This is a genomic window from Glaciihabitans tibetensis (assembly GCF_003003265.1).
GTDB lineage: Bacteria > Actinomycetota > Actinomycetes > Actinomycetales > Microbacteriaceae > Glaciihabitans > Glaciihabitans tibetensis.
The window spans coordinates 474,520-496,983 of record NZ_PVTL01000001.1; the positions used below are offsets into that span (position 1 = coordinate 474,520).

Below are 22,464 nucleotides of genomic sequence, written 5' to 3' on the forward strand. Positions count from 1 at the left end.
GGCTGTGCCGGCCCGCCGAGGCGAACGCGGCAGGCATCTCGTCACCCGTCGCGGCGAGAAGTCGGGTCTTAGGGCCCACGCGAGCCGACGATACCCCACGTAGCGTTGAAAACAGAGGGCGCAGCAAGCGCCCCGCAGTCAGAAACGGTAGTGGTTATGTCCGAGGGATCGTCCCCGTCCAAAGTGGTCTCCACCGAGCGGTGGGAGGCGCTGCGGCGCGAGTATCGTCAGCGTTCGGCTTCCCGTGCGCGCACCGCCGCGGCCGCGCGGACGTCCGGGGATGAACCCAGAGCGTCACGCGCCACCGCGACAAACGCTTAGCTGACCCCGCGGATCGGCGGCTCGTGGAACGTGCCGCCGAAGACCCGCTCGGAGGCCCCCGACCGGTCGAGATAGGGCGTGATTCCGCCCATCTGGAACGGCCAGCCCGCGCCGAGCACCATGCAGAGGTCGATGTCTTCCGGCGCTGCGACGACCCCGTCGTCGAGCATCCGTTTGATCTCATCGGCCAGACCGTCCTCGATCCGCCTCAGCAGCTCGGCCCCCGTGATCGGTGAGGTACCACCCGCCACGATCGCCAGCGCCTTCTTGTCGTACCCCTTGACCTTCCCCTTGCTGTCCCGCTCGTAGAACCGTCCAACCTCGGCGAGCTTGTGCAGGTTGTCGCTGTCGAAGAACCGGTCGGGGAAGGCGCCATGATGGGTGTCGAGCACGTGCGCGCCGACCCGCAGCCCGACCAGCTCCAGCAGTTCGAACGGTTTCATGGGCAGGCCGAAGGGAGCGATCGACGCATCGACGACCTCGAACGGGGTTCCGTTGTCTACCGCGTGCATCGTTTCGCCGAGGAGCTTCGCAAGGATACGGTTCACCACGAAACCGGGGGTGTCACTGGTGATGACGGCGTTCTTCTTGAGCGCCGCGGCCGTGGCCATCGCGGTCGCCAGCGCCGCAGCATCCGTTTTCGGTGTTCGCACCACCTCGACCAGCGGCATCACCGCGACCGGGTTGAAGAAATGGAACCCCACCAGCCGTTCCGGGTTGTCGAGTTTCGCGCCGATCTGTTCGACGGACAGCGAAGACGTGTTGGTCGCGAGGATTGTCTCGGGGGAGACGTACCGCTCGATCTCCTCGAAGACGTTCTGCTTGGCGGTCAGCTCCTCGAAGATGGCCTCGATCACCCAGTCGCAATCGGAGAAGTCGGCCTTGTTGGTGGTGCCGGTGACCAGCGCTCGAAGGCGGCTTGCCTCGTCGGACGAGATGCGTCCCTTGCCCAGCAGCGCGTCGATCTCGCCGTGGATATGCGCCACCCCGGCGTCGACGTGGCCCTGGTCGAGGTCGGTGATGACAACGGGCACGCGGAGGCGCCGCACGAAGAGCAGGGCAAACTGCCGCGCCATCAGTCCCGCGCCGATGACGCCCACCTTCGTGACGGGTCGCGAAAGCGCCGCGTCCGGCGCGCCCGCGGGCTTGCGTGCGCGTTTCTGTACCAGGTTGAACGCGTAGATGCTCGCCCGAAATTGGTCGCCCGCGACCAGGTCGGCGAGGGCGTCGTCTTCCGCGGCGAAGCCCTGCTCCCTCGTGCTTTTTCGGGCGGCGGAGAGTAGCTCGAGGGCGACGTAGGGTGCTTTCGCAACCGTGCCGATGCGGCTCTCCAGCGATTTGCGGGCGATGCCGATGGCGATGTCCCACTTGACCGCGCGCTCAAGCCGCCCGGGGACGTTCGGTCGATTCACGACGGTCACCCCCGACACGACGTCTTCCGCCCACTGGATCGACTCCTCGAGGAACCGTGCCGGTCCGAAGATGGCGTCGGCGATGCCCAGCTCAAACGCCTCGTGCCCGCCAAGAGTGCGGTTGTTTTTGAGCGGGTTCTCCACGATCACGCGGAGCGCACCCTCGATGCCGATGAGATTGGGCAGCAGCCACGACCCGCCCCATCCGGGAATGATCCCGAGGAAGACCTCCGGCAGGGCGAGCGCCGCGATCGAGCTGTCGATGGTGCGGTAGGTGGCGTTCAGCCCGATCTCGACACCGCCGCCAAGGGCCAGCCCGTTGATGAAGATAAAACTCGGCACGCCGAGCGTGCCGAGCCGCCCGAGCACCGAGTGGCCAAGCTCCGCCAGTTGTTTGGCGACCGCACGACTGGGTATCTCGCTGACCTTGGACAGGTCGGCGCCAGCGGCAAGGATGAACGGCTTACCCGTGACCGCTACCGCGACGATCTCGCCACGGGCAGCGCGCGCCTGCAGCTCATCGAGCACGGCGGCGAATTCGAAGAGCGTGGCGGGGCCGAGGGTGGAGGGCCGGGTGTGGTCCCGCCCGTTGTCGAGGGTGATCAGCGCGAGCGTTTTTCCTGAGCGAAGGGGGATGTCGCGGACGTAAGAGTGCGTGATCACCTCGTCACCCGCCAGCGCGAGGAGCTCGGGGAACCGGCTGGCCTCGCCAGAAGGAAGCGGCGCGCTCGATTCAGACATGGTGCTGGATGCCTCGTTCAACGTTTCTTCCCCTTGAAGTTCGGGTTCTCCCAGATGACAGAGCCGCCTTGACCGAGCCCGACGCACATAGCCGTAAGCCCGTATCGCACCTCCGGATGTTCCTCGAACTGGCGCGCGAGTTGAATCATCAGTCGCACGCCGGAGGATGCGAGCGGATGGCCGATGGCGATAGAGCCGCCCCACGGGTTGACCCGCGGATCTTCGTCGTCGATGCCGAAGTGATCGAGCAGCGACAGCACCTGCACGGCGAAGGCCTCGTTGAGTTCGAAGAGCCCGATGTCATCGATGGTGAGACCGGCCTTGCGCAGTGCTTTCTCGGTCGAGGGCACCGGTCCGATGCCCATGATCTCGGGCTGCACCCCGGCGAACGCGAAACTCACCATGCGCATCTTCACGGACAGTCCCAGCTCCTTGGCAGCGTCCGCGCTGGCGAGCAGACTGGCGGTTGCGCCATCGTTCAGGCCGGACGAGTTGCCTGCCGTCACCCGACCGTGAGGTCTGAACGGTGTCTTCAGGCCGGCGAGACCTTCCAGCGTGGTCTCGGGCCGCATCGCCTCGTCGCGGGTGGCGAGCGCCCAGCCCGAGTCGGTGTGGGTTGACACGGCAATGAGGTCTGGCTGGATCTTTCCGAGCGTGTACGCGGCGGCGATCTTCTGCTGGCTCGCGAGCGCGAACCTGTCCGCACGTTCCCTGGTCAGGGAGGGGAACCGGTCGTGGATGCGCTCGGCGGTGTTACCCATGTTCAGCGCTTCGGCGCTGACCAGCTTCTCTGCAGCGAAGCGAGGGTTCGGGTCGACGCCCACGCCCATCGGGTGATGGCCCATGTGCTCGACGCCACCGGCGATGCCAACGTCGTATGCGCCAAATGCGATTGCGCCGGCGATGGTGGTGACGCTCGTCATGGCCCCGGCGCACATCCGGTCGATGGCGTAGCCGGGAACCGTGCGCGGCAGCCCCGCGAGTAGCGCGGCCGTGCGACCGAGGGTGAGGCCCTGGTCGCCCTGCTGGGTCGTTGCGGCGATGGCGACGTCGTCTACCCGCTCAGGGGGCAGAGACGGATTGCGCTCGAGCAGGCCCATCATGGCCTTGACTACAAGGTCATCGGCCCTTGTCTGCCAGTACATTCCCTTTTCGCCCGCACGCCCGAACGGAGTTCGGACGCCGTCTACAAACACGACTTCGGTTTTCGCGGCCACATTGCCTCCAACACTTAGGTGTGTTGATTTTAGGATCCGGACAATTTCGCCCCGAATCCTTTGAGAAAACCTACGAAGCGTCCTCGCTCGGCGCGTCGACACTTTGGCCAGCTTCGACAAAGGCCGCGTGAATTGATGGAGCGGTGGCTTCGATCTGCCAGGTGCGCGCACCCATGTCGGCTAGGGCCACAACTATGGAGTCCAGGTCGAGCTCCGCAGGCGGGTTCCAGGCGAGGCGACGCAGCAGTTCCGGCGTGAGCAGGTTCTCCAGCGGCACGTTGAAGTCTGCAGACAGCGCCGCCATGGCGGCGCGGGCTGCCTTGAGTCGCTTGTCTGCCTCGGGATTCTTGTCGCTCCATACGCGGGGCGGGGGGATGACTTCGCCGGAAACGCGCGCCGGTGGCAGGTCTTCGGTTCCCAGACCCACCTGGATGGCATCCCACCACCGGTCCAGCTGCGCCCTGCTGGCGCGTCCGGTGAAATCCTTCATCGCGACGAGATCCCGCTTGGTGGCCGGAAGGGTGCGCGCGGCCGCGACCAGTGCGGAGTCGGGAACGAGCCTGCCGGGCGCGGTGTCGATCTCACGGGCGTAGGCGTCCCGTGCCAGCCACAGCTCGCGAGCGACCGCGAGATTGCGGATCCCCCGAAGGGAATGGAGCCCGCTGAGACGGCGCCACGGTTGTTCTCGCACGGGCTTGAGGTCCCGGGTGAGAACCGCGGCGAATTCCTGCGCGACGATGGCGGTTTTACCCGCGCTCTCGATGAGGTCACCCATGACTTCACGAAGGTCGACGAGCAGTTCGACGTCGAGCGCGGCGTACACGAGCCAGGCCTGGGGGAGCGGGCGGGTCGACCAGTCCGCGGCGGAGTGTTCTTTAGCCAGATGGATGCCGAGAAGCTCTTCCACAACGGTGCCCAGCCCCACGCGGGGCAGACCCACGAGGCGCGCGCCCAGTTCAGTATCGAAGAGTCGGGTGGGATCGAGTCCGACCTCGCGCAGGCAGGACAGGTCCTGGCTCGCGGCGTGGAGAATCCACTCTTCCTCTCGGATCACTGCGTTGAGCTCGGAGAACGAGCCAATGGCGGGGGGATCGAAAAGGAACGTGCCGGCCCCACGGCGGAAGATCTGAATGAGGTACGCGCGCTGCGAATACCGGAATCCGGACGCCCGCTCCGCGTCTATCGCGATCGGTCCGTTCCCGGCCCCGATGGCGTCCACGGCCGCGAGGTATTCCTCACGTGTATCGATCACATTTACCTGCACGTGGGGAGCCTGGACGGCTTCCGGCGTCGGCAGGACTTCTGGACTACTCACGTCCGGCTCGGCGTGCAGACAACAGGCTCACTCCTTCGGCGACCGGGGGAAGCCCGGCCAACATGCATAACAACTCACTCCAGCCTTCCACATGCCGGCCTAGTTCGCCGCCGGTCGGGGTCCAGGAGGCGCGAAGCTCGATCTGTGCGCCGTCGCCCTGGTCGGCGAGTTCCCCGAACCCGTGGGACAGGATCTTGGTCGCGGTGCCGGACGCGGCAATGTATTCGGCCCCGCGCGAGTCGAGCGCGTCGACGAGCCAGGACCACGCGACATCCGCCAGAAAAGGATCTTCCCCTATGTCCGTCTCGAGCGGCGCCTGCGCGAAACAGACCACGCGGAACGGACCGCCCCAGGCATCGGGCTCCGCCGGGTCGTGCAGGAGGATGAATCGACCGGTGCCGAGCACGGAGTCGGTCGCGTGGGCGGAGGGCGTGACGTCTGCCGCCAGAGCCAGCGAGTACGGGGCGAGGTGGCCGGGGGAGGGAATCTCAGACATCGTCAGCTCGGACCGGATTGCGGCACGCCGGATCGAGACGAGCGCCTCGCTGAACGCGGGCGGCACGGGTGGTGCTTCTGGAGTGTCGGGCACGGGGAAAGGTTAGGCTTAGTTGGTATTTTCTCCCGTGAGGCTCGCCGCTTCGTATGGAGCCAGAACGGGGGTCACATCGTGGCAACAGGCAGTGTTTCCGGTGCGCGCGCTTCGCGGGTCGCGGGAGCTGGCGCGCCGCGCAGCGTCCGGCTGGCCCTGCTGGGAACCGGCGTTTTCGCGGGCCTCGGAGTGGTGGCTGGAGGCGCATTCGTCACCGCGGTCGCCCGCAAGGTGGTCACACCACCGGCTGCCGCTGCGGAGGACCTGCGCGTCTTTTCCGTAACGGCAGACAGGATCACCCTGTCTTCCACCGCCGATTCCCGTCTCCCCGGCCTGTACAGCCTGTGGTTCTCGCACGGATCCGGTCATGCGCGGCTGGGGCGAGTGCTGTCGTCCACGAAGGTTGCGGTGACCCGAGAGCTTCTCGGCGTGGACACGGGGCTGCTCGCCCCGGGCACACGCGCCCGGATCGGCGGGTGGTTCTACCTGGGGCCCGACTCGGTGGGGCTGCCGTTTTCTGAGGTGAGTATCGCCACTCCCGTGGGTGCGGCGCCCGCCTGGGTGATCCCCGCCGCGGCGACCGCACCTCACCCTGGCCGCTGGATGATCGGAGTGCACGGCCGCGGGGTCCAACGCGGCGAGACGCTTCGCGCCGTAGACACCTTCCATGAGGCCGGCTACACCTGCCTGCTGGTGTCGTACCGCAACGACGGGGAAGCGCCGGCCAGTAGCGACGGTTTGTACGCCCTCGGCGACACCGAGTGGGAGGACGTCGACGCGGCGATGGACTACGCACGACGGGCCGGCGCAACGGAGATCGTCTTGATGGGATGGTCGATGGGGGGAGCGACCGTGCTGCAGGCGGCCACACGTTCCCGGCACAGTGGGCTGGTGCGCGGCATCGTGCTCGAGTCGCCCGTGGTCGATTGGGTTGCCGCACTGAATCACCAGGGCAAGGCGCTCGGTGTGGCGAACCCGTTCCGGCGCGGTGCTCTCGCTGTTCTCAGCCGCGCCTGGGGCAGCAGGCTGACCGGACAGAGCCAGCCGATCGACCTCAAACGACTCGATTTCGTGGGCCGCTCGGCCGAGCTGACGGTGCCGATCCTGCTGCTGCACAGTGCCGATGACACCTTCGTTCCGCCGGAGGCATCGCGCGCCCTCGCCCAGCTGCGCCCGGATATCGTCACCTACGACGAGTTCTCCGTGTCCGGGCACACCCGCCTGTGGAATCTCGAGCCGGAGCGATGGACGCGCGCGATCCACGGGTGGCTCAGTGAGCTTGCAGCGCCCACCGACCGTACAGGAAGCTCGCCTCGTCGCTCAGTAACTGAGTGAGGGTGAGCCTCCGTTCGGCGAACTCGTGACCGCCGAACAACGGGAGTGCCGCTCCGTTCAGCACCGGGCTGGTCGTGAGGCAAAATTCATCCACCAGTCCGGCATTGACGCACTGGGCCGCGAGCCCCGGTCCGCCCTCGCAGACGATCGACTGGTAGCCGCCGGCGCGCAGGCCGTCGACGATGTCACGCGGTTCCATGCGTCCGTTGTCATCCGGCACCACGATGATCGCGGCTTTCGTCTCACCCAGAGTTGTCGTTACGGTCGACACCGCGGAGGCCGGGCAGACCACGAGCAATGCTCCGCGGTCCTCCCCTGATCGGATCCGATGGCCAGCCAGGTCGCCAGACCCGGTGACGACCGCGAGGGCGGCGTGCCGGGGAACAAAATACCCTTCCGCGCGCACGCTGGCCGCGCCGACGAGCACAACGTCACTAAGGTCGCGGATGATGCGCAGGATCATGCGGTCGGTGGCGTTCGTCAGCGTCTCGCTGGTACCGTCGACGCCCGCGGCGCTGCCGCTGACGCTTCCGATCAGGTTGAGCCGCAACCACTGCGCCCGCGGAGGACGGTAGAGGTCGACCAGACGATCGTGCTCGGCCGCGTCGGCCAGGTCGAGCAAACCATTCTCTGCCGGAAAAACCCGCGTGAGACTCACGCTGCGGTCTTGTCGCGGATCTGACGCTTTGCCCGCGCGAGCATCGCCGTCATTCCCCGCATCCGCAGAGGGCTGACCGCCTCGGAGAGGCCGAGATCCTGTGGATAGTCATCGGGAATCGCGAGCACCTGGTCCACGGTGAGGCCGGCCAGGCCCTGCGCGAGGATGGACGCGAAGCCGCGCGTGGTAGGAGCTTCACGTGGCGCGGTCGCAAACAGGTGCACGATCTGGTTCTCATCGACCTCGAGGAAGATGAACACCGGGGACTGGCACTCTTCCACCCGTTCGAACAGGTCGGGGTGATCGCGGTACCGCTCCGGCAGCTCGGGCAGGTCAAGGGAAAACTCGAGGAGCAGCTCGAGGCGCGTGCGCACCTCAAGCTCCTGAAAATCCTCGCGGATCTGCTCCAGCTGTTCTGGTAACGCTTCGCTCATCGGTCATCCCGGGGTTCGTGGTTCGTGGTTCGTGGTTTTGTCTGGGTTCAGCGACCGGGCACAGCCCCTGGCTCGGTTCCCTTGACGATCGGAACACGCACAGCGCTACCCCACTCGGTCCACGAACCGTCGTAGTTGCGGACTCCCTCAAAGCCGAGCAGGTGCGTCAGGACAAACCACGTGTGGCTGGAACGCTCGCCGATGCGGCAGTAGGCAATCACGCTATCACCGTCCTTCAGGCCTGCGCCTTCGCGGTAGATGTCATTCAGTTCGGCCGCGGAACGGAAGGTACCGTCATCGGCCGCAGCCTTCGCCCAGGGCACGTTCTGCGCGCTGGGGATGTGACCGGCGCGCAGGGCGCCTTCCTCCGGGTATGCCGGAGCCGTCGTGCGTAAACCGCTGAACTCCTCGGGGGACCGAACATCGATGAGCGGGTTGCCGAGGTGGTCGAGCACGTCGGACAGGTAGGCCCGGATGGGCGCATCGTTGCGTTGCACGATGGGATAGTCGACGCTCGGGGCGCTCTCGCGGTCGCGGGTCAGCTCGCGCTCTTCTGCGACCCACTTGGCGCGCCCGCCGTCGAGCAGTCGCACGTCCTCGTGGCCGAACAGGGTGAAGACCCACAGCGCGTACGCCGCCCACCAGTTGTTCTTGTCGCCGTAGATGACCACCGTCGTGTCGCGGGTGATGCCCTTCTGCCCGACCAGGGCGGCGAAGGCAGCGCCGTCGATGTAGTCGCGTTCGACCGGGTCGTTCAGGTCGGTGTGCCAGTCGATCTTGACGGCGCCGGGGATGTGCCCGATCTCGTAGAGCAGCACGTCCTCGTCGGACTCGACGACCACGAGGCCCGGGGTGCCGAGATGATCCTGCAGCCACTCGGTCGACACCAGCCGCTCGGGGTGCGCGTAGTCAGCAAACCGGCGGGAAGGATCAAGTGGCGCGGTCATGGGAACCCATTTCGGTAGAGCGTCTAAGCGGAGGAGAGGTGGATAAGATTTATGCCACACCCGTAATCGAGACTACGAGAGCGGCCAGACAGGCGCTGGGTGGTGGTCAAACTCCGACACAAACGCAAGGTTGCGAATGCCAGACCAGTTGCCCCGCGTCTTCGATGCGCTCGTCGATCACAACCCCACGCTGTCCGGCGAAGAGATCATCGCGCATCTTGTTCCCCCTCGCCAGTTCGAGACCGCAACGTTACAGTCTTACCGGCCGGATCCGAGTTACGCCTCGCAGGCGGAGGCCGTTGCGGCAGTGACGACCTTTACCGGCGCGTGGACCGCTCCGCGCGGAGGATTCTTCTCTCGACGAAAGGCACCGGCCGCACTTCCCGGGCTGTACCTCGACGGGGGTTTCGGCGTCGGGAAGACTCACCTTCTCGCGGCCCTCTGGCACGCCGCCCCTGGTCGGAAGTATTTCGGTACCTTCATCGAGTACACGGCCCTCGTCGGCGCGCTCGGCTATGCACCGGCGGTGAACCTGCTGCACGGGGCATCCCTCATCTGCATCGATGAATTTGAGCTGGATGATCCGGGGGACACTCGCTTGATGTCCCGACTTCTCTCCGAGCTCGTCGCATCCGGCACTCGCATCGCGGCGACCTCCAACACGCCCCCGAACGCCCTGGGGGAGGGGCGGTTCGCAGCCCAGGACTTCCTGCGCGAAATCGACGCGCTCGCCGCGAAGTTCGAGACCATCCGCATCGATGGGCTCGACTACCGCAGGCGCGATGTGGAGGGGCACGCGGTCGCAGTCACGGACGACGAGCTGGAACGGGCGCTCGCGGCGGAGACGGGCACGGTGACCGTGGATGAGTTCGACGGCATCCTCGAGCACCTCTCCCGGGTGCATCCGTCGCGCTACGTGCGGCTGGTCGAGTCGGTCGACACGGTGGCGCTTCGCAACGTGCACCCGTTCAGTCATCAAACCGACGCCCTCAGGTTCGTCGCCTTCGTCGACCGCCTTTACGACGACCAGGTGCGGGTGCTTGCTACGGGAACGCCGCTCGACCAGGTGTTCCCGGAGGAGATGCTTGCCGGCGGTTACCGCAAAAAGTATCTTCGTGCGATCTCCCGGCTGGTAGCTCTGACCGCGGGCGAAGGCGTCTAGCCTTTCGCCCCTTGTAGACGGGCGAGGGGGCATTCGGGCCCTCTGGCAGCAAATGCGGGGCCATCCGAAACATGATGTTTACAAACGGGCAAGCCACGTAACGTCCCCGAAACACGCAAACGCACCCGACGTAACGTCGACGGCCCAAACTGGCTGCTGTACCGCGCGACCCGGCCTCTCTGCGGAGTGCGACCACCCGACGGTGCATCCTTTGCAAACGTAAGAGAGGTATCACAATGGATCAAGGCAACACAGCCTTCCTTCTCATCTGCGCGGCCCTCGTCCTGCTCATGACACCCGGCCTGGCGTTCTTCTATGGAGGACTCGTCAAGGCCAAGAGCGTTATCAGCATGATGATGATGAGCTTCGGAGCGATGGGACTCATTGGAGTCCTGTGGGTTCTGTACGGCTACGCGATCGCCTTCGCGAACGACGGCGTCGGTAACTTCGTCGGAATCGACGGCATCATTGGAATCGACCTCAACGAGCTCGGCCTCAACGGCGTATTCGCCGAGGCGTCCGACCCGGGTGGAGCTTTCCCGCTGATCGCGTTCGCGGCCTTCCAGGCGACCTTCGCGATCATCACCGTTGCGCTGATCTCCGGTGCAATCGCTGACCGCGCGAAGTTCGGTGCATGGATGGTCTTCGCGGGCGTCTGGTCCACCGTGGTCTACTTCCCCGTCGCCAGCTGGGTCTTCAACTTCACCCTCGCCGATGGTGCCGTTGTCGATGGCGGATTCATCGCCTACAACTGGGGTGTTATCGACTTCGCGGGTGGAACTGCCGTACACATCAACGCCGGTGCTGCTGCGCTGGCGCTGGCATTTGTGCTCGGAAAGCGCGTGGGCTTCGCAAAGGGTGCCTACGTGCCGCACAACCCGCCGTTCGTACTCCTCGGTGCTGGCCTGCTCTGGTTCGGATGGTTCGGATTCAACGCCGGTTCCGAGCTCGCCGCTGACGGCGTTGCCGCTATCGCGTTCCTCAACACGATCGCCGCTCCCGCCGCCGCCATCCTCGGCTGGCTCATCATCGAGAAGATCCGCGACGGCAAGCCCACCTCGGTGGGTGCCGCATCCGGTGCTGTTGCCGGGCTCGTTGCCATCACCCCCGCCTGCGCCGTCCTGTCGCCGTTCTGGGCGATCGTGCTCGGACTACTCGCCGGCATCGTCTGCGCCCTGGCGATCAACCTGAAGTTCAAGCTTGGATTCGACGACTCGCTCGACGTTGTGGGCATCCACCTCGTCGGTGGCCTCCTCGGAACGCTCTACATCGGCTTCCTCGGTGAGGGCGTTGGCCTCTTCTTCGGAAACGGTGCGAGCCAGCTTCTTGTGCAGGCCGGTTCTGCCGCTGTTGTCCTCGTTTACTCGTTCGTTCTGTCCTACATCATCGCGTTTATCATCCAGAAGACCATGGGCTTCCGGATCACAAACGAGGACGAAATCGCCGGAGTCGACACAGTCGTTCACGGCGAAGAGGGCTACGTCCTCGCGGACGTGAAGTAACCTCTGTAATATCTGCTGATTGCCGGTGAGGGGCGTCGTCCGAAAGGACGGCGCCCTTTACCTGTGTACCCCGGGTCTTCCGGCGAAAGGGTGGTTCCATGCCTGTTCTCGCCGCCCTCGCATGGCTGGCGTGCATCACCGCTCTTGCGGTGCTCTACCGCGCGCAGCTCTCTTCCCCGGCGCGCGTGCGCGGGGGCCGCGACGACCTCCGCTCCATTGTCGTGCCGTGCGTCGTCAGCGCGGTCGTGTGGGTGGCAGTGAGCGTTGGGGTCACCGGACCGACGGCGTCCCCACTGCGGTGGCCTGTGGCGGCCCTCGCTGCTTTGGCGGGCCTATTGATTGTGGTCGGGGCGCGGGGGTTGAGCGCAAGCAAACCCGGCATGGCTCTTTACGGCGGACTGTGGAGCGCCCTGGTGTTTTCGCCGGCGGCCATTCTTGTCTTCTATCCCGCGACGTTCGGGGTATCGATTGCCGCCGGTGTCTGGGATCTCGGCGGCGCCCTGCCGGTGCACGTTGCCGCTGGCGCCGCGGCCCTCGCCCTGCAACGACGTCAGCGTCGGGCCGGAGAAAGGCCCCTCGGCGAAAGTCCGCGCGCGATCACCACGCTGGTGGCCCTCGCAGTTCTCTGGGTGTGCTGGCTGACCGCGCTCGTCGGTATGGACATGGCCATCGATCGGGCAACTCCCACGATCGTGCTGAACGGGATGTTGGTCCCGGTGGCCTCGGTGAGCGGCTGGTTGATCGTGGTCCGAATTCGTCGTCGGAGAACCACCCTGGCTAACGCCGGAGGGGGACTGGTGGCCGGGTTGGTCGCGGCCACCGCAGTCGGCGGTTCGCTTGGAGCGGTCTGGGCCGTCGCTCTCGGCCTCGTCGTGGGAGTCGCCTGCGCCTCTGGCTCAGCCCGATCGGATGGACTCGCGAGCTCCGGCGCCGGACTGGGCGCAACGCACCTCACTGCCGCCGCGATCGGGCTCGTCTGGGTCGGTTTATTCGGCGACGGGGGAGGCTTCATTTACACGGGGCAGTTCAGCACAGTGCAGGTTCAGATCGCGGCGGCGGTCGCAGTGGCTGGGTGGGGATACGGCGTGACCGTGGCGCTCTCGCCGATGCTTCGGCGGCGATTCAGTCGCGGCGACATCCGCCACACAAGTCCTGACGCACCCGCACAAGGCACTTTTGGAGGGCAGACGCCACCCCGTTGAGATATTTGGTGTGCGATCTAGGCTCATCTGAACGGTTCCCTGTTTCGTGGGGAAGCGAGCGATCAAGGAGGATCACCGTGGCAGGAAACAGAGCAGTTGCCTACAAGGGCCCGGGCAAGGTCGAAGTCATCGACATCGACTACCCCACGTTCGAACTCAAGGACGGTCCGGGGGTGAACCCCGCAAACGTCGGACGCAAGGTGCCCCACGGCGCCATCTTGAAAACAGTCGCGACCAATATCTGTGGTTCCGACCAACACATGGTGCGCGGACGCACCACCGCCCCGTCGGACCTCGTGCTTGGACACGAGATCACCGGCGAAGTCGTCGAGGTCGGTCCCGGCGTCGAATTCATCAAGGTTGGCGACCTGGTTTCTGTGCCGTTCAACATCTCATGTGGACGGTGTCGCAACTGTAAGGAACGCAAGACGGGCATTTGCCTCAACGTCAATCCTGACCGGCCGGGCAGCGCCTACGGGTATGTCGACATGGGCGGCTGGGTCGGCGGGCAGGCCGAGTATGTACTGGTTCCCTACGCCGACTGGAACCTCCTGAAGTTCCCGGATCGTGACCAGGCACTCGAGAAGATCCTCGATCTGGCCATGCTCTCCGACATTTTCCCGACCGGATTCCACGGGGCGGTCACCGCCGGTGTGGGTGTGGGATCGACCGTGTACATCGCTGGTGCTGGCCCTGTCGGGCTCGCGGCAGCCACCGGAGCCATGTTGTTGGGCGCGGCCGCGGTGATCGTCGGCGACATGAACGCCGACCGTCTGGCGCAGGCCCGCAGCTTCGGCTGCGAGACTGTCGACCTCACCAAGGGCGAGCCGGCCGATCAGATTGAGCAGATCCTGGGCGTTCCCGAGGTTGACTGTGCAGTGGATGCCGTCGGATTCGAAGCAAAGGGTCATGGTTCGCACGCGGGAGAAGAGGCGCCCGCGACGGTGCTGAACTCGCTGATGGACATCACCGCGGCGGGCGGCGCCCTCGGAATTCCGGGCCTGTACGTCACCGGGGACCCGGGCGGAATCGATGCGGCGGCCCAGAAGGGGTCGCTCTCCCTCAGCCTCGGCACCGGGTGGGCGAAGTCGCTGTCCTTTACGACGGGTCAGTGCCCCGTGATGAAGTACAACCGCAGCCTGATGATGGCGATCCTGGGCGACAAGGCGCACATCGCGAAGAACGTCAATGCGAAGGCGATCGGCATCGACGACGCGCCTCGGGGATACGCCGAGTTCGACGCGGGTGCCGCCACGAAGTACGTCCTGAACCCCAACGGTTACCTCGACAACCTGTAAGTGACGTCGACCCAGGTTAGCTAATTCAGGTCTCGAAACCGGCAACCTTACGAGCTCACTGCTGCAAGGCATCAGCGGCTCGCGCGGACCGGGCTCCCGAGGCCGCAATGTCCGTTTCCCCGGCTGGAGTGTGGTGGCTGTGAGCCGGGGAAACGGTCATGACGGCACAGGGGCGGAGCGGGCGATGGTGCCGCTCCGCTTCCCCTTGGCTCGACAGAACCGTCCAAGCACCCGCCGAGATGCTCCGATTGTCTCGTACTCTGGGCGCATGCAGGTTGATGCCATCATTCTGGCCGGGGGGCGGTCCTCCCGACTCGGCGGCGAGCCCAAGGGGGGGCTGCTGCTCGACGGAGAGAGCCTTTTGCAACGCACCCTTGCCGCCGCGGTCTCAGCTGCCTCGTGCCGCACCGTGGTCGTGGTGGGTGACGAGCCGCCCGCGGCGCAGGCGCAGCGTGTCAGGGACGTCATATACGCTCGCGAGAGCCCCAACTTCGGCGGACCGGCATCTGCGATCGGAGCAGGCATGGCCGCGGCGCGGTCGACTGCCCGGGCAGGGATGGTCGCCGACTCCGACTTCACGCTAGTGCTTGCGTGCGACATGCCCGACATCGCCGCCGCTGTGGAGACGCTCATCGGTGCCGGTGCGGCCGCGGACGATGTGCTCGACGGGTTCATCGGCGTCGACGTCGCTGGCCACGACCAGTACCTCGCCGCGCTCTATCGAACAGCATCACTGAGCCGGGCCGTCAACCGGTGCGAGTCGGCTGCCGACCCCACCGCTTCCGGCCTCATGGGACTCTCCGTGCGCGCGCTTGTCGCGGATCTTGCTCTCGTTCGGGTGTCGGTTCCGGCAGGATCAACCGCGGATATCGATACCTGGGATGATGTCGATCGCCGCGGGATAAGACGTCCTTAGTGCTGCGGCGACGTCGTCCGGAGACGTAGGGGACGGTGCGTTCAGCGGTGACCGGGCAAACCCTCACAGGCGTCAAGATCGTTGTTGCTGTCAAGTTTGGCGACATCGCCATACAGCGGGTAGTACCTGAGGAACCAGGCCTGCGCTTCGTGCCAGGTGGAGAAGTCGCTGCAGTTCTTAGAGTCGCCCGGGTTCGTCAGCGGTGGGGTAACCGGAGGAACGACAACCGGTGGCGCTGCCTCACAGTCGACGGAGAATTGTTGAGAGGCAAACGTGCCCCCGTTCCACTGGAACAGGATTCTCGTAGTTTGGTCTTCAGGAAGTCGCCACGTGTTGTTGTTTACGTAGGTCGACTCTGCGGCGATCGTTGCCGTCGTCAGGTCCCCGTCTACCCAGCCGTCCGCGTAATTGTCGTAAGACATGCGAACAACCGCCGGGTTTTGGTTGGAATTAGTAACCGAGATATTCAGCCCGGTACTGCAGCTGTAGGTGACAGTGGCCGTGGGGGTTACGTCTGGACGACATTCCACAAGATTCTGCGCTGCGTCCGAAACCGAATTGGGCCCACCAAACACAACTATCCTCTGCGGGCTGAGCGACCGGATCGTCGTGGCAACCGACGGAGTGACGCAGTGGCCCGGTACGAGAAACAATGGTGACTGCCTGCTCCCGGCAAGCACCGCGCCGGTGAGCGCGTCGGGAAAGTTGGTTCCGGTCGCCATATAGACGGTGTCGGCGAAATCGTAGGCTTCCCGGTTGACACTTGCCGCTGCGGTGTACCTGTCCGCCCCAGTGAACCGCTGCGATCCCCCTGGCAATTTCATGTTGACTAGGGATTGTTCAATCCCTGCCGACACTGAGGCAGGCCCTCCCGCGATGGCTGCGTCATGAGGGCCGAGCTCGCTGATGAGAGCTGAAGTGGAGGCGTCGATCGACGTCGCCTTGCCATCGACGAGGATGACGGCAGCTCCCATACCTCCCGCCACGGCGCTTGCCGCGAGGGCATCGGGAAAGTTTCTCCCGGTGGCGAGGTACACGCGGGACGCACCTGCACGGCCGAACGCGTAGTCGACGATGTTGCGCGACGCCTCGTAACGGTCTGCTCCGCCGAGCCTCGTAATGTTACTCGTAAGCGTCGACAACTCGGCGTACACCGCCGCGGACACTGATGCTTCCCCACCAACTACAACGATCTTGGCGGGTTGCAGCCGCACGATCTCGGCCCGCACCTTAGCAAGCAGCGAAGTGGGCAGGGTCAGCAGCAGCGGCCCACCCTCTGCGGCAGCGGCGGGTGCAGCGCTCAAGGCGTCCGGGTAGTCGGTGCCTTTCGCGACGTAGAGGACAGGTACACCGGCGGTGTATTCCGCCGCGACGTTGATGGCGACGTCGTACCGGTCGGCGCCGGAATAGCGGGGTGCGCTCTGGCTGGCCACCGTGGTGTCGGGAGAGCCCTCGGATGCTGCCGACGCCGGCGTGGCGACGGTGAGCCCGAGGAAGGCGATGAAAACGGAAAGCGACAGTGCAATGGCGGAGCGCATCAGGACCAATCCAGTGGGGAAAGTGAGCTAGCTCAAGTTAGCGGGTTCGGCCCCGCCTGGACACACGATCCAGAACCAATGAACTACCCCAAAAAGAGGGGCATCGGAGATGTAGTCTTCGATCGATTCAGGATGCGCGGTCGAGATCTTCTGTTGGACGGCGGAGTGCTGGTGCCGTGGTCGAGAGGGCTGCGCCGTGGATGCTCAATGCGTCTCGAAGTACCGCGGCCAACGCCGATTCATGGGGGTGAGTGCCAAGAAACGGTGTCCCGCGCAGCGACGCGTGTTGCGGGCCTGCCCCAGAATTGCCCCACAGCGCCTGAGTGGCCTGGCAGGGAAAGAGAAAACCCCCGGGATGACCGGGGGTTTCTGTGGTGGGCGATACGGGACTTGAACCCATGACCTCTTCGGTGTGAACGAAGCGCGCTACCAGCTGCGCCAATCGCCCCAACCCCCTTATCTTGCCACATCTTTGGTTGGCGCTGCGCACATGTTCCCCTATCCGGAGACACGCCCGGCCGACACGCTTTACGTCATCGAATTGGTTATGGCGCCGAGTGTGCGTTAGAGTCTCCAAGCACGCAGAAATGCAAGCAATGCGGATGTGGCGCAGTGGTAGCGCATCACCTTGCCAAGGTGAGGGTCGCGAGTTCGAATCTCGTCATCCGCTCGAGTGAAGATTCGCCCCGGGAAACCGGGGCGAATCACCACCACACGGTGGCGTGGCCGAGAGGCGAGGCAGCGGCCTGCAAAGCCGTCCACACGGGTTCAAATCCCGTCGCCACCTCGGAATGATAAACTCCGTAGGTAGTAATACCGATTCACAATTTCACAAGCTTGAGCGATTGGCGCAGCGGTAGCGCGCTTCCCTGACACGGAAGAGGTCGCTGGTTCGATCCCAGTATCGCTCACAGATAAAAACCCCCGGTTCTCCCGGGGGTTTTTTGTTTAACCCCATCGCGTCATTCTCGCGGTCTACTCACGCCGCAGAAAAAGTTGGCAAGTCCGTCCGAAGATTCGTCGCTGTATTTCGAAAACTCAGGATCTGCGGTCGCTAGCGAACGGTAAGGCCCGAGGATGGGCGGGGAACGTGCGGGTGTCGCGTCTGATTTCCTGAATTGCCGAAATAACGGACCCACGGACCCAACGGACCTACGGACCCAACGGACCTACGGACCTACGGACCTACGGACCCAACGAACCCACAGATCGACCGGAGTACCGACGGCGTCAGCTTGCGATCCTTGCGGGCCGGAAACCGGTTTCACCTGTCGCTGGATACCGACCGAATGATGACTTGCGCGATCCACGAGGCAAAGCCCACGAAGAAGGCCGCGAAACACGCGACAAGCACGGTCATTGACTGGTTGGCCCCGGGGAGGCTCGACGCCCATAGTGCTGCGACGAAGAGAATCGGTGCGGAGATAAGTCCGGCTCGAGACAACGCCTTTAGTAATATTTCGTCATGTTTTTGTGTCATGCATCCACTATGGCGTGCGGACTGAGGTCGAGCGACAGGTTGCAGCAGTAGTGTCGCTCGCGCTGGCCGGCAATGGCTCGACGCCCACGACGGCCTTCTGGAAATTCAGGACTTGCGGTGGCGATTGGAGCGCTGCGGCGCGCACTTTCGCGACTTGCACGAGAGCGCTGTGTCTGAGTTCCTGAATTTCCGAACGGTTCGGCCCCGGAGCGCTGCCCCCGGAGGGATTGGCGGTCCCGGTGCGGCACTAAAGTTGTCAGAATGAGTGCCGAGAAAACAGGGTTCGACCTTTTCCCCGAACGAAACGTTGTTGCCATGCGTGTGAATGGCGAATTGAGGGACCTCGCGTCGACGCTGGAATCGACAGACGAAGTCGAAGCGGTCGAGATCACGTCGCCCGATGGGCTCAACATTCTGCGGCACTCCACCGCGCACGTGATGGCGCAGGCCGTCCAGTCGATAAACCCCGAGGCGAAGCTCGGGATCGGACCCCCCATCACCGATGGTTTCTACTACGACTTCGACGTCGAGACTCCGTTCACGCCAGAGGATCTGAAGACGATCGACAAGGCGATGGAACGCATCATCAAGCAGGGCCAGCGATTCACCCGCCGTGTAGTTACCGACGACGCCGCGCGCGAGGAGCTGGCGAACGAGCCCTACAAGCTTGAGCTCATCGGGCTGAAGGGCAGCGTTGACAACGCAGACGGCTCGGCAGACGACAACGAGTCCGTCGAGGTCGGCGGGACCGAGCTCACGATCTACGACAACACCGACCCCAAAACGGGCGAGACGATCTGGAAGGACCTGTGCCGCGGCCCCCACGTGCCCAGCACCCGCATGATCGGCAACGCCTACGCCGTCACCCGCAGCGCCGCAGCCTACTGGCGCGGCTCGGAAAAGAACAAGCAGCTGCAGCGCATCTATGGCACCGCCTGGGCAACCAAGGATGATCTCCGCGCGTACCAGGCGCGCCAGGAAGAAGCCGCCAAGCGCGACCACCGCAAGCTCGGCGCCGAGCTCGACCTCTTCTCGTTTCCCGACGAGATCGGTTCCGGCCTCGCGATCTTCCACCCCAAGGGCGGAATCATCCGTCGCGAAATGGAGAACTACTCGCGGGTGGCCCACGAGAAGGCCGGATACGACTTCGTTTACACCCCTCACATCACGAAGTCGAACCTCTTCGAGACTTCCGGTCACCTCGGCTGGTACGCCGATGGGATGTTCCCGCCGATGCACCTCGACGAGGCTCGCAACGAGGAGGGGGAGATCACTCGCCAGGGTGCGGACTACTACCTCAAGCCGATGAACTGCCCGTTCCACATCCTCGCGTACCGCTCGAGCGGGCGGTCCTACCGCGATCTCCCGTTGCGCCTGTTCGAATTCGGCACGGTCTATCGCAACGAGAAGTCGGGCGTGATCCACGGGCTGACCCGGGTGCGCGGTCTGACCATGGACGACGCCCACATCTTCACCACAAAGGAGAAGATGAAGGACGAACTCACCGGCACGCTCAACTTCATCCTGGACCTGCTGCGCGATTACGGCCTGACCGACTTCTACCTCGAGCTCTCGACCAAGGACCCGGAGAAGTTTGTCGGCGACGACGACATCTGGGAGGAGGCGACGGCCACCCTCGCGGAGGTCGCCGCGGAATCCGGACTTGAGCTCGTTCCCGACCCGGGTGGGGCAGCGTTCTACGGACCGAAGATCTCGGTGCAGGCCCGCGATGCCATCGGTCGTACCTGGCAGATGTCTACCGTGCAGCTCGACTTCAATCTGCCTGAGCGCTTCGAGTTGGAATACACCGCCGCCGACGGCACCCGCCAGCGCCCGGTCATGATCCATCGCGCCTTGTTCGGTTCGATCGAGCGATTCTTTGGTGTGCTCACCGAGCACTACGCGGGGGCTTTCCCCGTGTGGCTGTCGCCCGTGCAGGTCGTCGGCATTCCCGTGGCCGAGGCATACGAGGAGTACCTGGGCGAGGTTATCCAGCTGTTGAAGGATGCCGGGGTGCGTGCCCAGCTCGATGTTTCGAGCGATCGGATGGCGAAGAAGATTCGCACCCACACGAAACTCAAGGTGCCGTTCCAGCTCATCGCCGGCGAGGAAGATCGAGCCGCGGGTTCTGTGAGTTTCCGGTTCCGCGACGGTTCACAGGAGAACGGTGTGCCTATCGCCGACGCGATTGCTCGCATTCAGGACGCGATCGCGACGAAGGCGCAGGTGTAGCTCGTGGAGGTTCGCGACATCGACGGAGAGCTCTATTCCGCCGAGTCATCTGCGGCGTTTGCTGCGGTGCCGGACTCGTTCCAACGACTCTGGACCCCGCACCGCCTCGTCTACATCGAAAACGGCCAGCAACCGGGTGAGGAAGCCTGCCCGTTCTGCGTTGCGCCCACTCTCGACGACGAACAGGCTCTGATCGTCGCCCGAGGCGTCCACTGTTACGTGCTCCTCAACCTGTTCCCTTACAACAGCGGCCACCTGCTGGTGTGCCCCTACCGCCACGTCGCCACGTACGACCTGGCGACGGACGAGGAGGTTGCCGAGATCGCGAGCATGACGCAGACGGCGATGCGTGTTCTCACCGCGGTATCCAACGCTCACGGCTTCAACATCGGAATGAACCAAGGCAAGATCGCCGGTGCGGGTGTGGCCGAGCATCTACACCAGCACATCGTTCCGCGCTGGGGTCAGGACTCCAATTTCTTCCCCATCATCGCGGGGACGAAGGCGATTCCCCGTCTTCTGGGGGATGTCCGTGCGGAGGTTGCTGCTGCGTGGCCAGCATCGGGCGGCCCGACCACCGACCCCACCGAACAGACACGTTAGGTCCGTGTGTCGCCCAGTCGGCGCACGATCACAATGCACTAGTAGAATTTAGGACCATGAGCGACAGCAACACGGCAGAACAGTCCGGCACCAATCGCGTCAAGCGCGGCCTCGCAGAAATGCTGAAGGGTGGTGTCATCATGGACGTCGTCAACGCGGAACAGGCGAAGATCGCCGAAGACGCCGGCGCGGTTGCGGTCATGGCGCTCGAGCGCGTCCCCGCAGACATCCGCTCGCAGGGTGGCGTGGCACGAATGAGTGATCCCGACCTGATCGACGGCATCATGGCCGCTGTATCGATTCCCGTGATGGCGAAGGCCCGTATCGGCCACTTCGTCGAGGCGCAGGTTTTGCAGTCCCTCGGTGTCGATTACATTGACGAGTCCGAGGTTCTGAGCCCGGCGGACTACGTCAACCACATCGACAAGTGGAAGTTCAACGTTCCCTTCGTCTGTGGTGCGACCAACCTCGGCGAGGCGTTGCGTCGTGTCACCGAGGGTGCCGCGATGATTCGCTCAAAGGGCGAAGCAGGCACCGGCGATGTGTCCGAGGCCACCAAGCACATTCGTACCATCAAGGGTGAGATCGCGGCCCTGTCTGCGAAGACCGCAGACGAGCTGTATGTGGCCGCGAAAGAGCTGCAGGCGCCGTATGACCTTGTCGCGGAGATCGCGCGAACAGGCAAGCTCCCCGTTGTTTTGTTCACCGCCGGCGGCGTAGCGACGCCCGCCGACGCGGCCCTGATGATGCAGCTCGGAGCCGACGGAGTCTTCGTCGGATCTGGTATCTTCAAGTCCGGAAATCCCGTCCAGCGTGCGGCGGCAATCGTGAAGGCGACCACGTTCTTCGACGATGCCGACGTCATCGCTCAGGCGTCGCGCGGTCTTGGTGAAGCGATGGTGGGCATCAACGTGTCCGACCTCGCCGCACCGCACCGCTTGGCCGAGCGTGGCTGGTAGTTCCCCAACTGTCGGTGTTCTCGCGCTCCAGGGTGACTTTCGCGAGCACCTCGCTGTGCTCACCAACTTGGGCGCGAACGCCGTGACGGTGCGGCGCCCGGAAGAGTTGGCACGGGTGTCCGGGCTTATCATCCCGGGCGGTGAATCCACCGTGATGGACAAACTAAGCCGCCTCTTCGGCCTCGCCGAACCGCTCCGCGCTGCGATCGATGCTGGGCTTCCCGTGTACGGAACGTGCGCGGGGCTGATCATGCTGGCTGACCGAGTGCACGATTCGATCGACGGCCAACAGACCATTGGCGGGATGGACATCACGGTGCGCCGCAACGCGTTCGGCACTCAGCTGGACTCCTTTGAAACCGACCTGCACGTGCCCGAGCTTGGCGAGCCCGCCGTGCACGCGGTATTCATCCGCGCTCCCGTGGTTGAGGAGATCGGGAGTGGCGTGCGTGCGCTTGCATCCCTTGAGGATGGACGGATCGTCGCCGTCGAGCAGGGCAACCTGCTCGGCACCTCCTTTCACCCGGAAGTGACCAACGACTACCGGTTCCACAGCTACTTCCTCGAAAAGGTGCGCGCCTCGGCCTGACTGTGGCGGGGAAA

The 22,464-nt window shown here is 64.6% G+C and carries 19 protein-coding genes and 4 tRNA genes; 13 read left to right on the plus strand and 10 right to left on the minus strand.

Annotation, left to right across the window (positions count from 1 at the left end; all coding sequences use genetic code 11):
* Positions 1 to 317 precede the first annotated feature (317 nt).
* The 4 genes from B0I08_RS02260 to B0I08_RS02275 form a co-directional block, all read right to left on the minus strand.
* Entirely contained in the window at positions 318 to 2,474 is a 2,157-nt protein-coding gene (locus B0I08_RS02260; protein WP_106209378.1) for a 3-hydroxyacyl-CoA dehydrogenase NAD-binding domain-containing protein, read from the minus strand.
* Positions 2,475 to 2,491: 17 nt separating this feature from the next.
* A complete protein-coding gene (locus tag B0I08_RS02265; protein ID WP_106209380.1) occupies positions 2,492 to 3,691 on the minus strand; it encodes a thiolase family protein in 1,200 nt (399 codons plus the stop codon).
* A gap of 70 nt (positions 3,692 to 3,761) precedes the next feature.
* The gene (locus tag B0I08_RS02270) at positions 3,762 to 5,006 is read right to left on the minus strand and encodes an HRDC domain-containing protein (RefSeq protein ID WP_106209382.1); all 1,245 of its coding nucleotides are present in this window, start codon (positions 5,004 to 5,006) and stop codon (positions 3,762 to 3,764) included.
* Positions 4,999 to 5,595 (minus strand): DUF3000 domain-containing protein, encoded by a 597-nt coding sequence (locus B0I08_RS02275; protein WP_106209385.1) that lies wholly within the window; start codon positions 5,593 to 5,595, stop codon positions 4,999 to 5,001. Before B0I08_RS02275 ends, B0I08_RS02270 begins: the two co-directional genes overlap by 8 nt.
* A 78-nt stretch (positions 5,596 to 5,673) precedes the next feature.
* Between B0I08_RS02275 and B0I08_RS02280 the strand changes: the two genes are divergently transcribed.
* Positions 5,674 to 6,930 carry an alpha/beta hydrolase family protein gene (locus tag B0I08_RS02280; protein ID WP_106209387.1) on the plus strand — a complete coding sequence of 419 codons (1,257 nt, stop codon included), beginning with the start codon at positions 5,674 to 5,676 and terminating at the stop codon, positions 6,928 to 6,930.
* Here B0I08_RS02280 and B0I08_RS02285 read toward each other — a convergent pair.
* The 3 genes from B0I08_RS02285 to B0I08_RS02295 are packed head-to-tail and all read right to left on the minus strand — an operon-like array spanning position 6,866 to position 8,969.
* Positions 6,866 to 7,588 carry a dihydrofolate reductase family protein gene (locus B0I08_RS02285; protein ID WP_106209389.1) on the minus strand — a complete coding sequence of 241 codons (723 nt, stop codon included), beginning with the start codon at positions 7,586 to 7,588 and terminating at the stop codon, positions 6,866 to 6,868. The genes B0I08_RS02280 and B0I08_RS02285 overlap by 65 nt on opposite strands.
* Positions 7,585 to 8,022: a SufE family protein gene (locus B0I08_RS02290; protein WP_106209391.1), complete on the minus strand. Its 438-nt coding sequence runs from the start codon at positions 8,020 to 8,022 to the stop codon at positions 7,585 to 7,587. Before B0I08_RS02290 ends, B0I08_RS02285 begins: the two co-directional genes overlap by 4 nt.
* A gap of 47 nt (positions 8,023 to 8,069) precedes the next feature.
* Complete coding sequence (locus tag B0I08_RS02295; RefSeq protein WP_106209393.1) at positions 8,070 to 8,969, minus strand: sulfurtransferase; 900 nt, start codon at positions 8,967 to 8,969, stop codon at positions 8,070 to 8,072.
* A gap of 136 nt (positions 8,970 to 9,105) precedes the next feature.
* On the opposite strand from B0I08_RS02295, the gene zapE reads away from it, so the two are divergent.
* From zapE to mobA, 5 genes are all read left to right on the plus strand, one after another.
* Positions 9,106 to 10,131, plus strand: a complete 1,026-nt coding sequence (gene zapE / locus B0I08_RS02300) for a cell division protein ZapE (protein WP_106209395.1) — start codon at positions 9,106 to 9,108, stop codon at positions 10,129 to 10,131.
* Between the two features lie 236 nt (positions 10,132 to 10,367).
* Positions 10,368 to 11,633, plus strand: a complete 1,266-nt coding sequence (locus tag B0I08_RS02305) for an ammonium transporter (RefSeq protein ID WP_106209397.1) — start codon at positions 10,368 to 10,370, stop codon at positions 11,631 to 11,633.
* Between the two features lie 98 nt (positions 11,634 to 11,731).
* Positions 11,732 to 12,835, plus strand: a complete 1,104-nt coding sequence (locus B0I08_RS02310) for an ammonium transporter (protein WP_106209399.1) — start codon at positions 11,732 to 11,734, stop codon at positions 12,833 to 12,835.
* Between the two features lie 77 nt (positions 12,836 to 12,912).
* Positions 12,913 to 14,133: a formaldehyde dehydrogenase, glutathione-independent gene (gene fdhA / locus B0I08_RS02315; RefSeq protein ID WP_106209401.1), complete on the plus strand. Its 1,221-nt coding sequence runs from the start codon at positions 12,913 to 12,915 to the stop codon at positions 14,131 to 14,133.
* Between the two features lie 268 nt (positions 14,134 to 14,401).
* On the plus strand, positions 14,402 to 15,049 hold the full coding sequence (gene mobA / locus B0I08_RS02320; RefSeq protein WP_106209402.1) for a molybdenum cofactor guanylyltransferase: 648 nt from the start codon (positions 14,402 to 14,404) through the stop codon (positions 15,047 to 15,049).
* A 41-nt stretch (positions 15,050 to 15,090) separates the two neighbouring features.
* Here the strand turns inward: mobA and B0I08_RS02325 are convergent, their stop codons facing one another.
* Together B0I08_RS02325 and B0I08_RS02330 are read right to left on the minus strand one after the other, a co-directional pair.
* On the minus strand, positions 15,091 to 16,587 hold the full coding sequence (locus B0I08_RS02325) for a cell wall-binding repeat-containing protein (protein WP_106209404.1): 1,497 nt from the start codon (positions 16,585 to 16,587) through the stop codon (positions 15,091 to 15,093).
* A 372-nt stretch (positions 16,588 to 16,959) separates the two neighbouring features.
* Positions 16,960 to 17,035: transfer RNA gene (locus tag B0I08_RS02330), tRNA-Val, on the minus strand.
* A 150-nt stretch (positions 17,036 to 17,185) separates the two neighbouring features.
* On the opposite strand from B0I08_RS02330, the gene B0I08_RS02335 reads away from it, so the two are divergent.
* The 3 genes from B0I08_RS02335 to B0I08_RS02345 all read left to right on the plus strand — a co-directional run bounded on the left by B0I08_RS02335 (position 17,186) and on the right by B0I08_RS02345 (position 17,498).
* Positions 17,186 to 17,257: transfer RNA gene (locus B0I08_RS02335), tRNA-Gly, on the plus strand.
* A gap of 46 nt (positions 17,258 to 17,303) precedes the next feature.
* Positions 17,304 to 17,374, plus strand: a tRNA-Cys gene (locus B0I08_RS02340).
* 52 nt (positions 17,375 to 17,426) lie between these two features.
* A tRNA-Val gene (locus tag B0I08_RS02345) sits at positions 17,427 to 17,498 on the plus strand.
* A 353-nt stretch (positions 17,499 to 17,851) separates the two neighbouring features.
* On the opposite strand, the gene B0I08_RS02350 is transcribed toward B0I08_RS02345, so the two are convergent.
* Positions 17,852 to 18,067: a hypothetical protein gene (locus tag B0I08_RS02350; protein WP_106209406.1), complete on the minus strand. Its 216-nt coding sequence runs from the start codon at positions 18,065 to 18,067 to the stop codon at positions 17,852 to 17,854.
* A gap of 261 nt (positions 18,068 to 18,328) precedes the next feature.
* On the opposite strand from B0I08_RS02350, the gene thrS reads away from it, so the two are divergent.
* From thrS to pdxT, 4 genes are read left to right on the plus strand one after another with little or no spacing between them, the layout of a single operon-like run.
* The gene (gene thrS / locus B0I08_RS02355) at positions 18,329 to 20,299 is read left to right on the plus strand and encodes a threonine--tRNA ligase (protein WP_106209408.1); all 1,971 of its coding nucleotides are present in this window, start codon (positions 18,329 to 18,331) and stop codon (positions 20,297 to 20,299) included.
* A 3-nt stretch (positions 20,300 to 20,302) separates the two neighbouring features.
* A complete protein-coding gene (locus tag B0I08_RS02360; protein WP_106209410.1) occupies positions 20,303 to 20,902 on the plus strand; it encodes an HIT family protein in 600 nt (199 codons plus the stop codon).
* Positions 20,903 to 20,958: 56 nt separating this feature from the next.
* Positions 20,959 to 21,861: a pyridoxal 5'-phosphate synthase lyase subunit PdxS gene (pdxS, locus tag B0I08_RS02365; RefSeq protein WP_106209412.1), complete on the plus strand. Its 903-nt coding sequence runs from the start codon at positions 20,959 to 20,961 to the stop codon at positions 21,859 to 21,861.
* Positions 21,851 to 22,450, plus strand: a complete 600-nt coding sequence (gene pdxT, locus B0I08_RS02370; protein WP_245884455.1) for a pyridoxal 5'-phosphate synthase glutaminase subunit PdxT — start codon at positions 21,851 to 21,853, stop codon at positions 22,448 to 22,450. Before pdxS ends, pdxT begins: the two co-directional genes overlap by 11 nt.
* The last annotated feature ends 14 nt before the right edge of the window (positions 22,451 to 22,464 follow it).

Bases quoted from the DNA above. Each gene is read 5' to 3' on its own strand.
- B0I08_RS02325 (WP_106209404.1), bottom strand. From the start codon at position 16,587: ATGCGCTCCGCCATTGCACTGTCGCTTTCCGTTTTCATCGCCTTCCTC.
- B0I08_RS02310 (WP_106209399.1), top strand. From the start codon at position 11,732: ATGCCTGTTCTCGCCGCCCTCGCATGGCTGGCGTGCATCACCGCTCTT.
- B0I08_RS02295 (WP_106209393.1), bottom strand. From the start codon at position 8,969: ATGACCGCGCCACTTGATCCTTCCCGCCGGTTTGCTGACTACGCGCAC.
- B0I08_RS02290 (WP_106209391.1), bottom strand. From the start codon at position 8,022: ATGAGCGAAGCGTTACCAGAACAGCTGGAGCAGATCCGCGAGGATTTT.
- B0I08_RS02350 (WP_106209406.1), bottom strand. From the start codon at position 18,067: ATGACACAAAAACATGACGAAATATTACTAAAGGCGTTGTCTCGAGCC.
- pdxS (WP_106209412.1), top strand. From the start codon at position 20,959: ATGAGCGACAGCAACACGGCAGAACAGTCCGGCACCAATCGCGTCAAG.
- B0I08_RS02305 (WP_106209397.1), top strand. From the start codon at position 10,368: ATGGATCAAGGCAACACAGCCTTCCTTCTCATCTGCGCGGCCCTCGTC.
- mobA (WP_106209402.1), top strand. From the start codon at position 14,402: ATGCAGGTTGATGCCATCATTCTGGCCGGGGGGCGGTCCTCCCGACTC.
- zapE (WP_106209395.1), top strand. From the start codon at position 9,106: ATGCCAGACCAGTTGCCCCGCGTCTTCGATGCGCTCGTCGATCACAAC.
- B0I08_RS02260 (WP_106209378.1), bottom strand. From the start codon at position 2,474: ATGTCTGAATCGAGCGCGCCGCTTCCTTCTGGCGAGGCCAGCCGGTTC.
- thrS (WP_106209408.1), top strand. From the start codon at position 18,329: ATGAGTGCCGAGAAAACAGGGTTCGACCTTTTCCCCGAACGAAACGTT.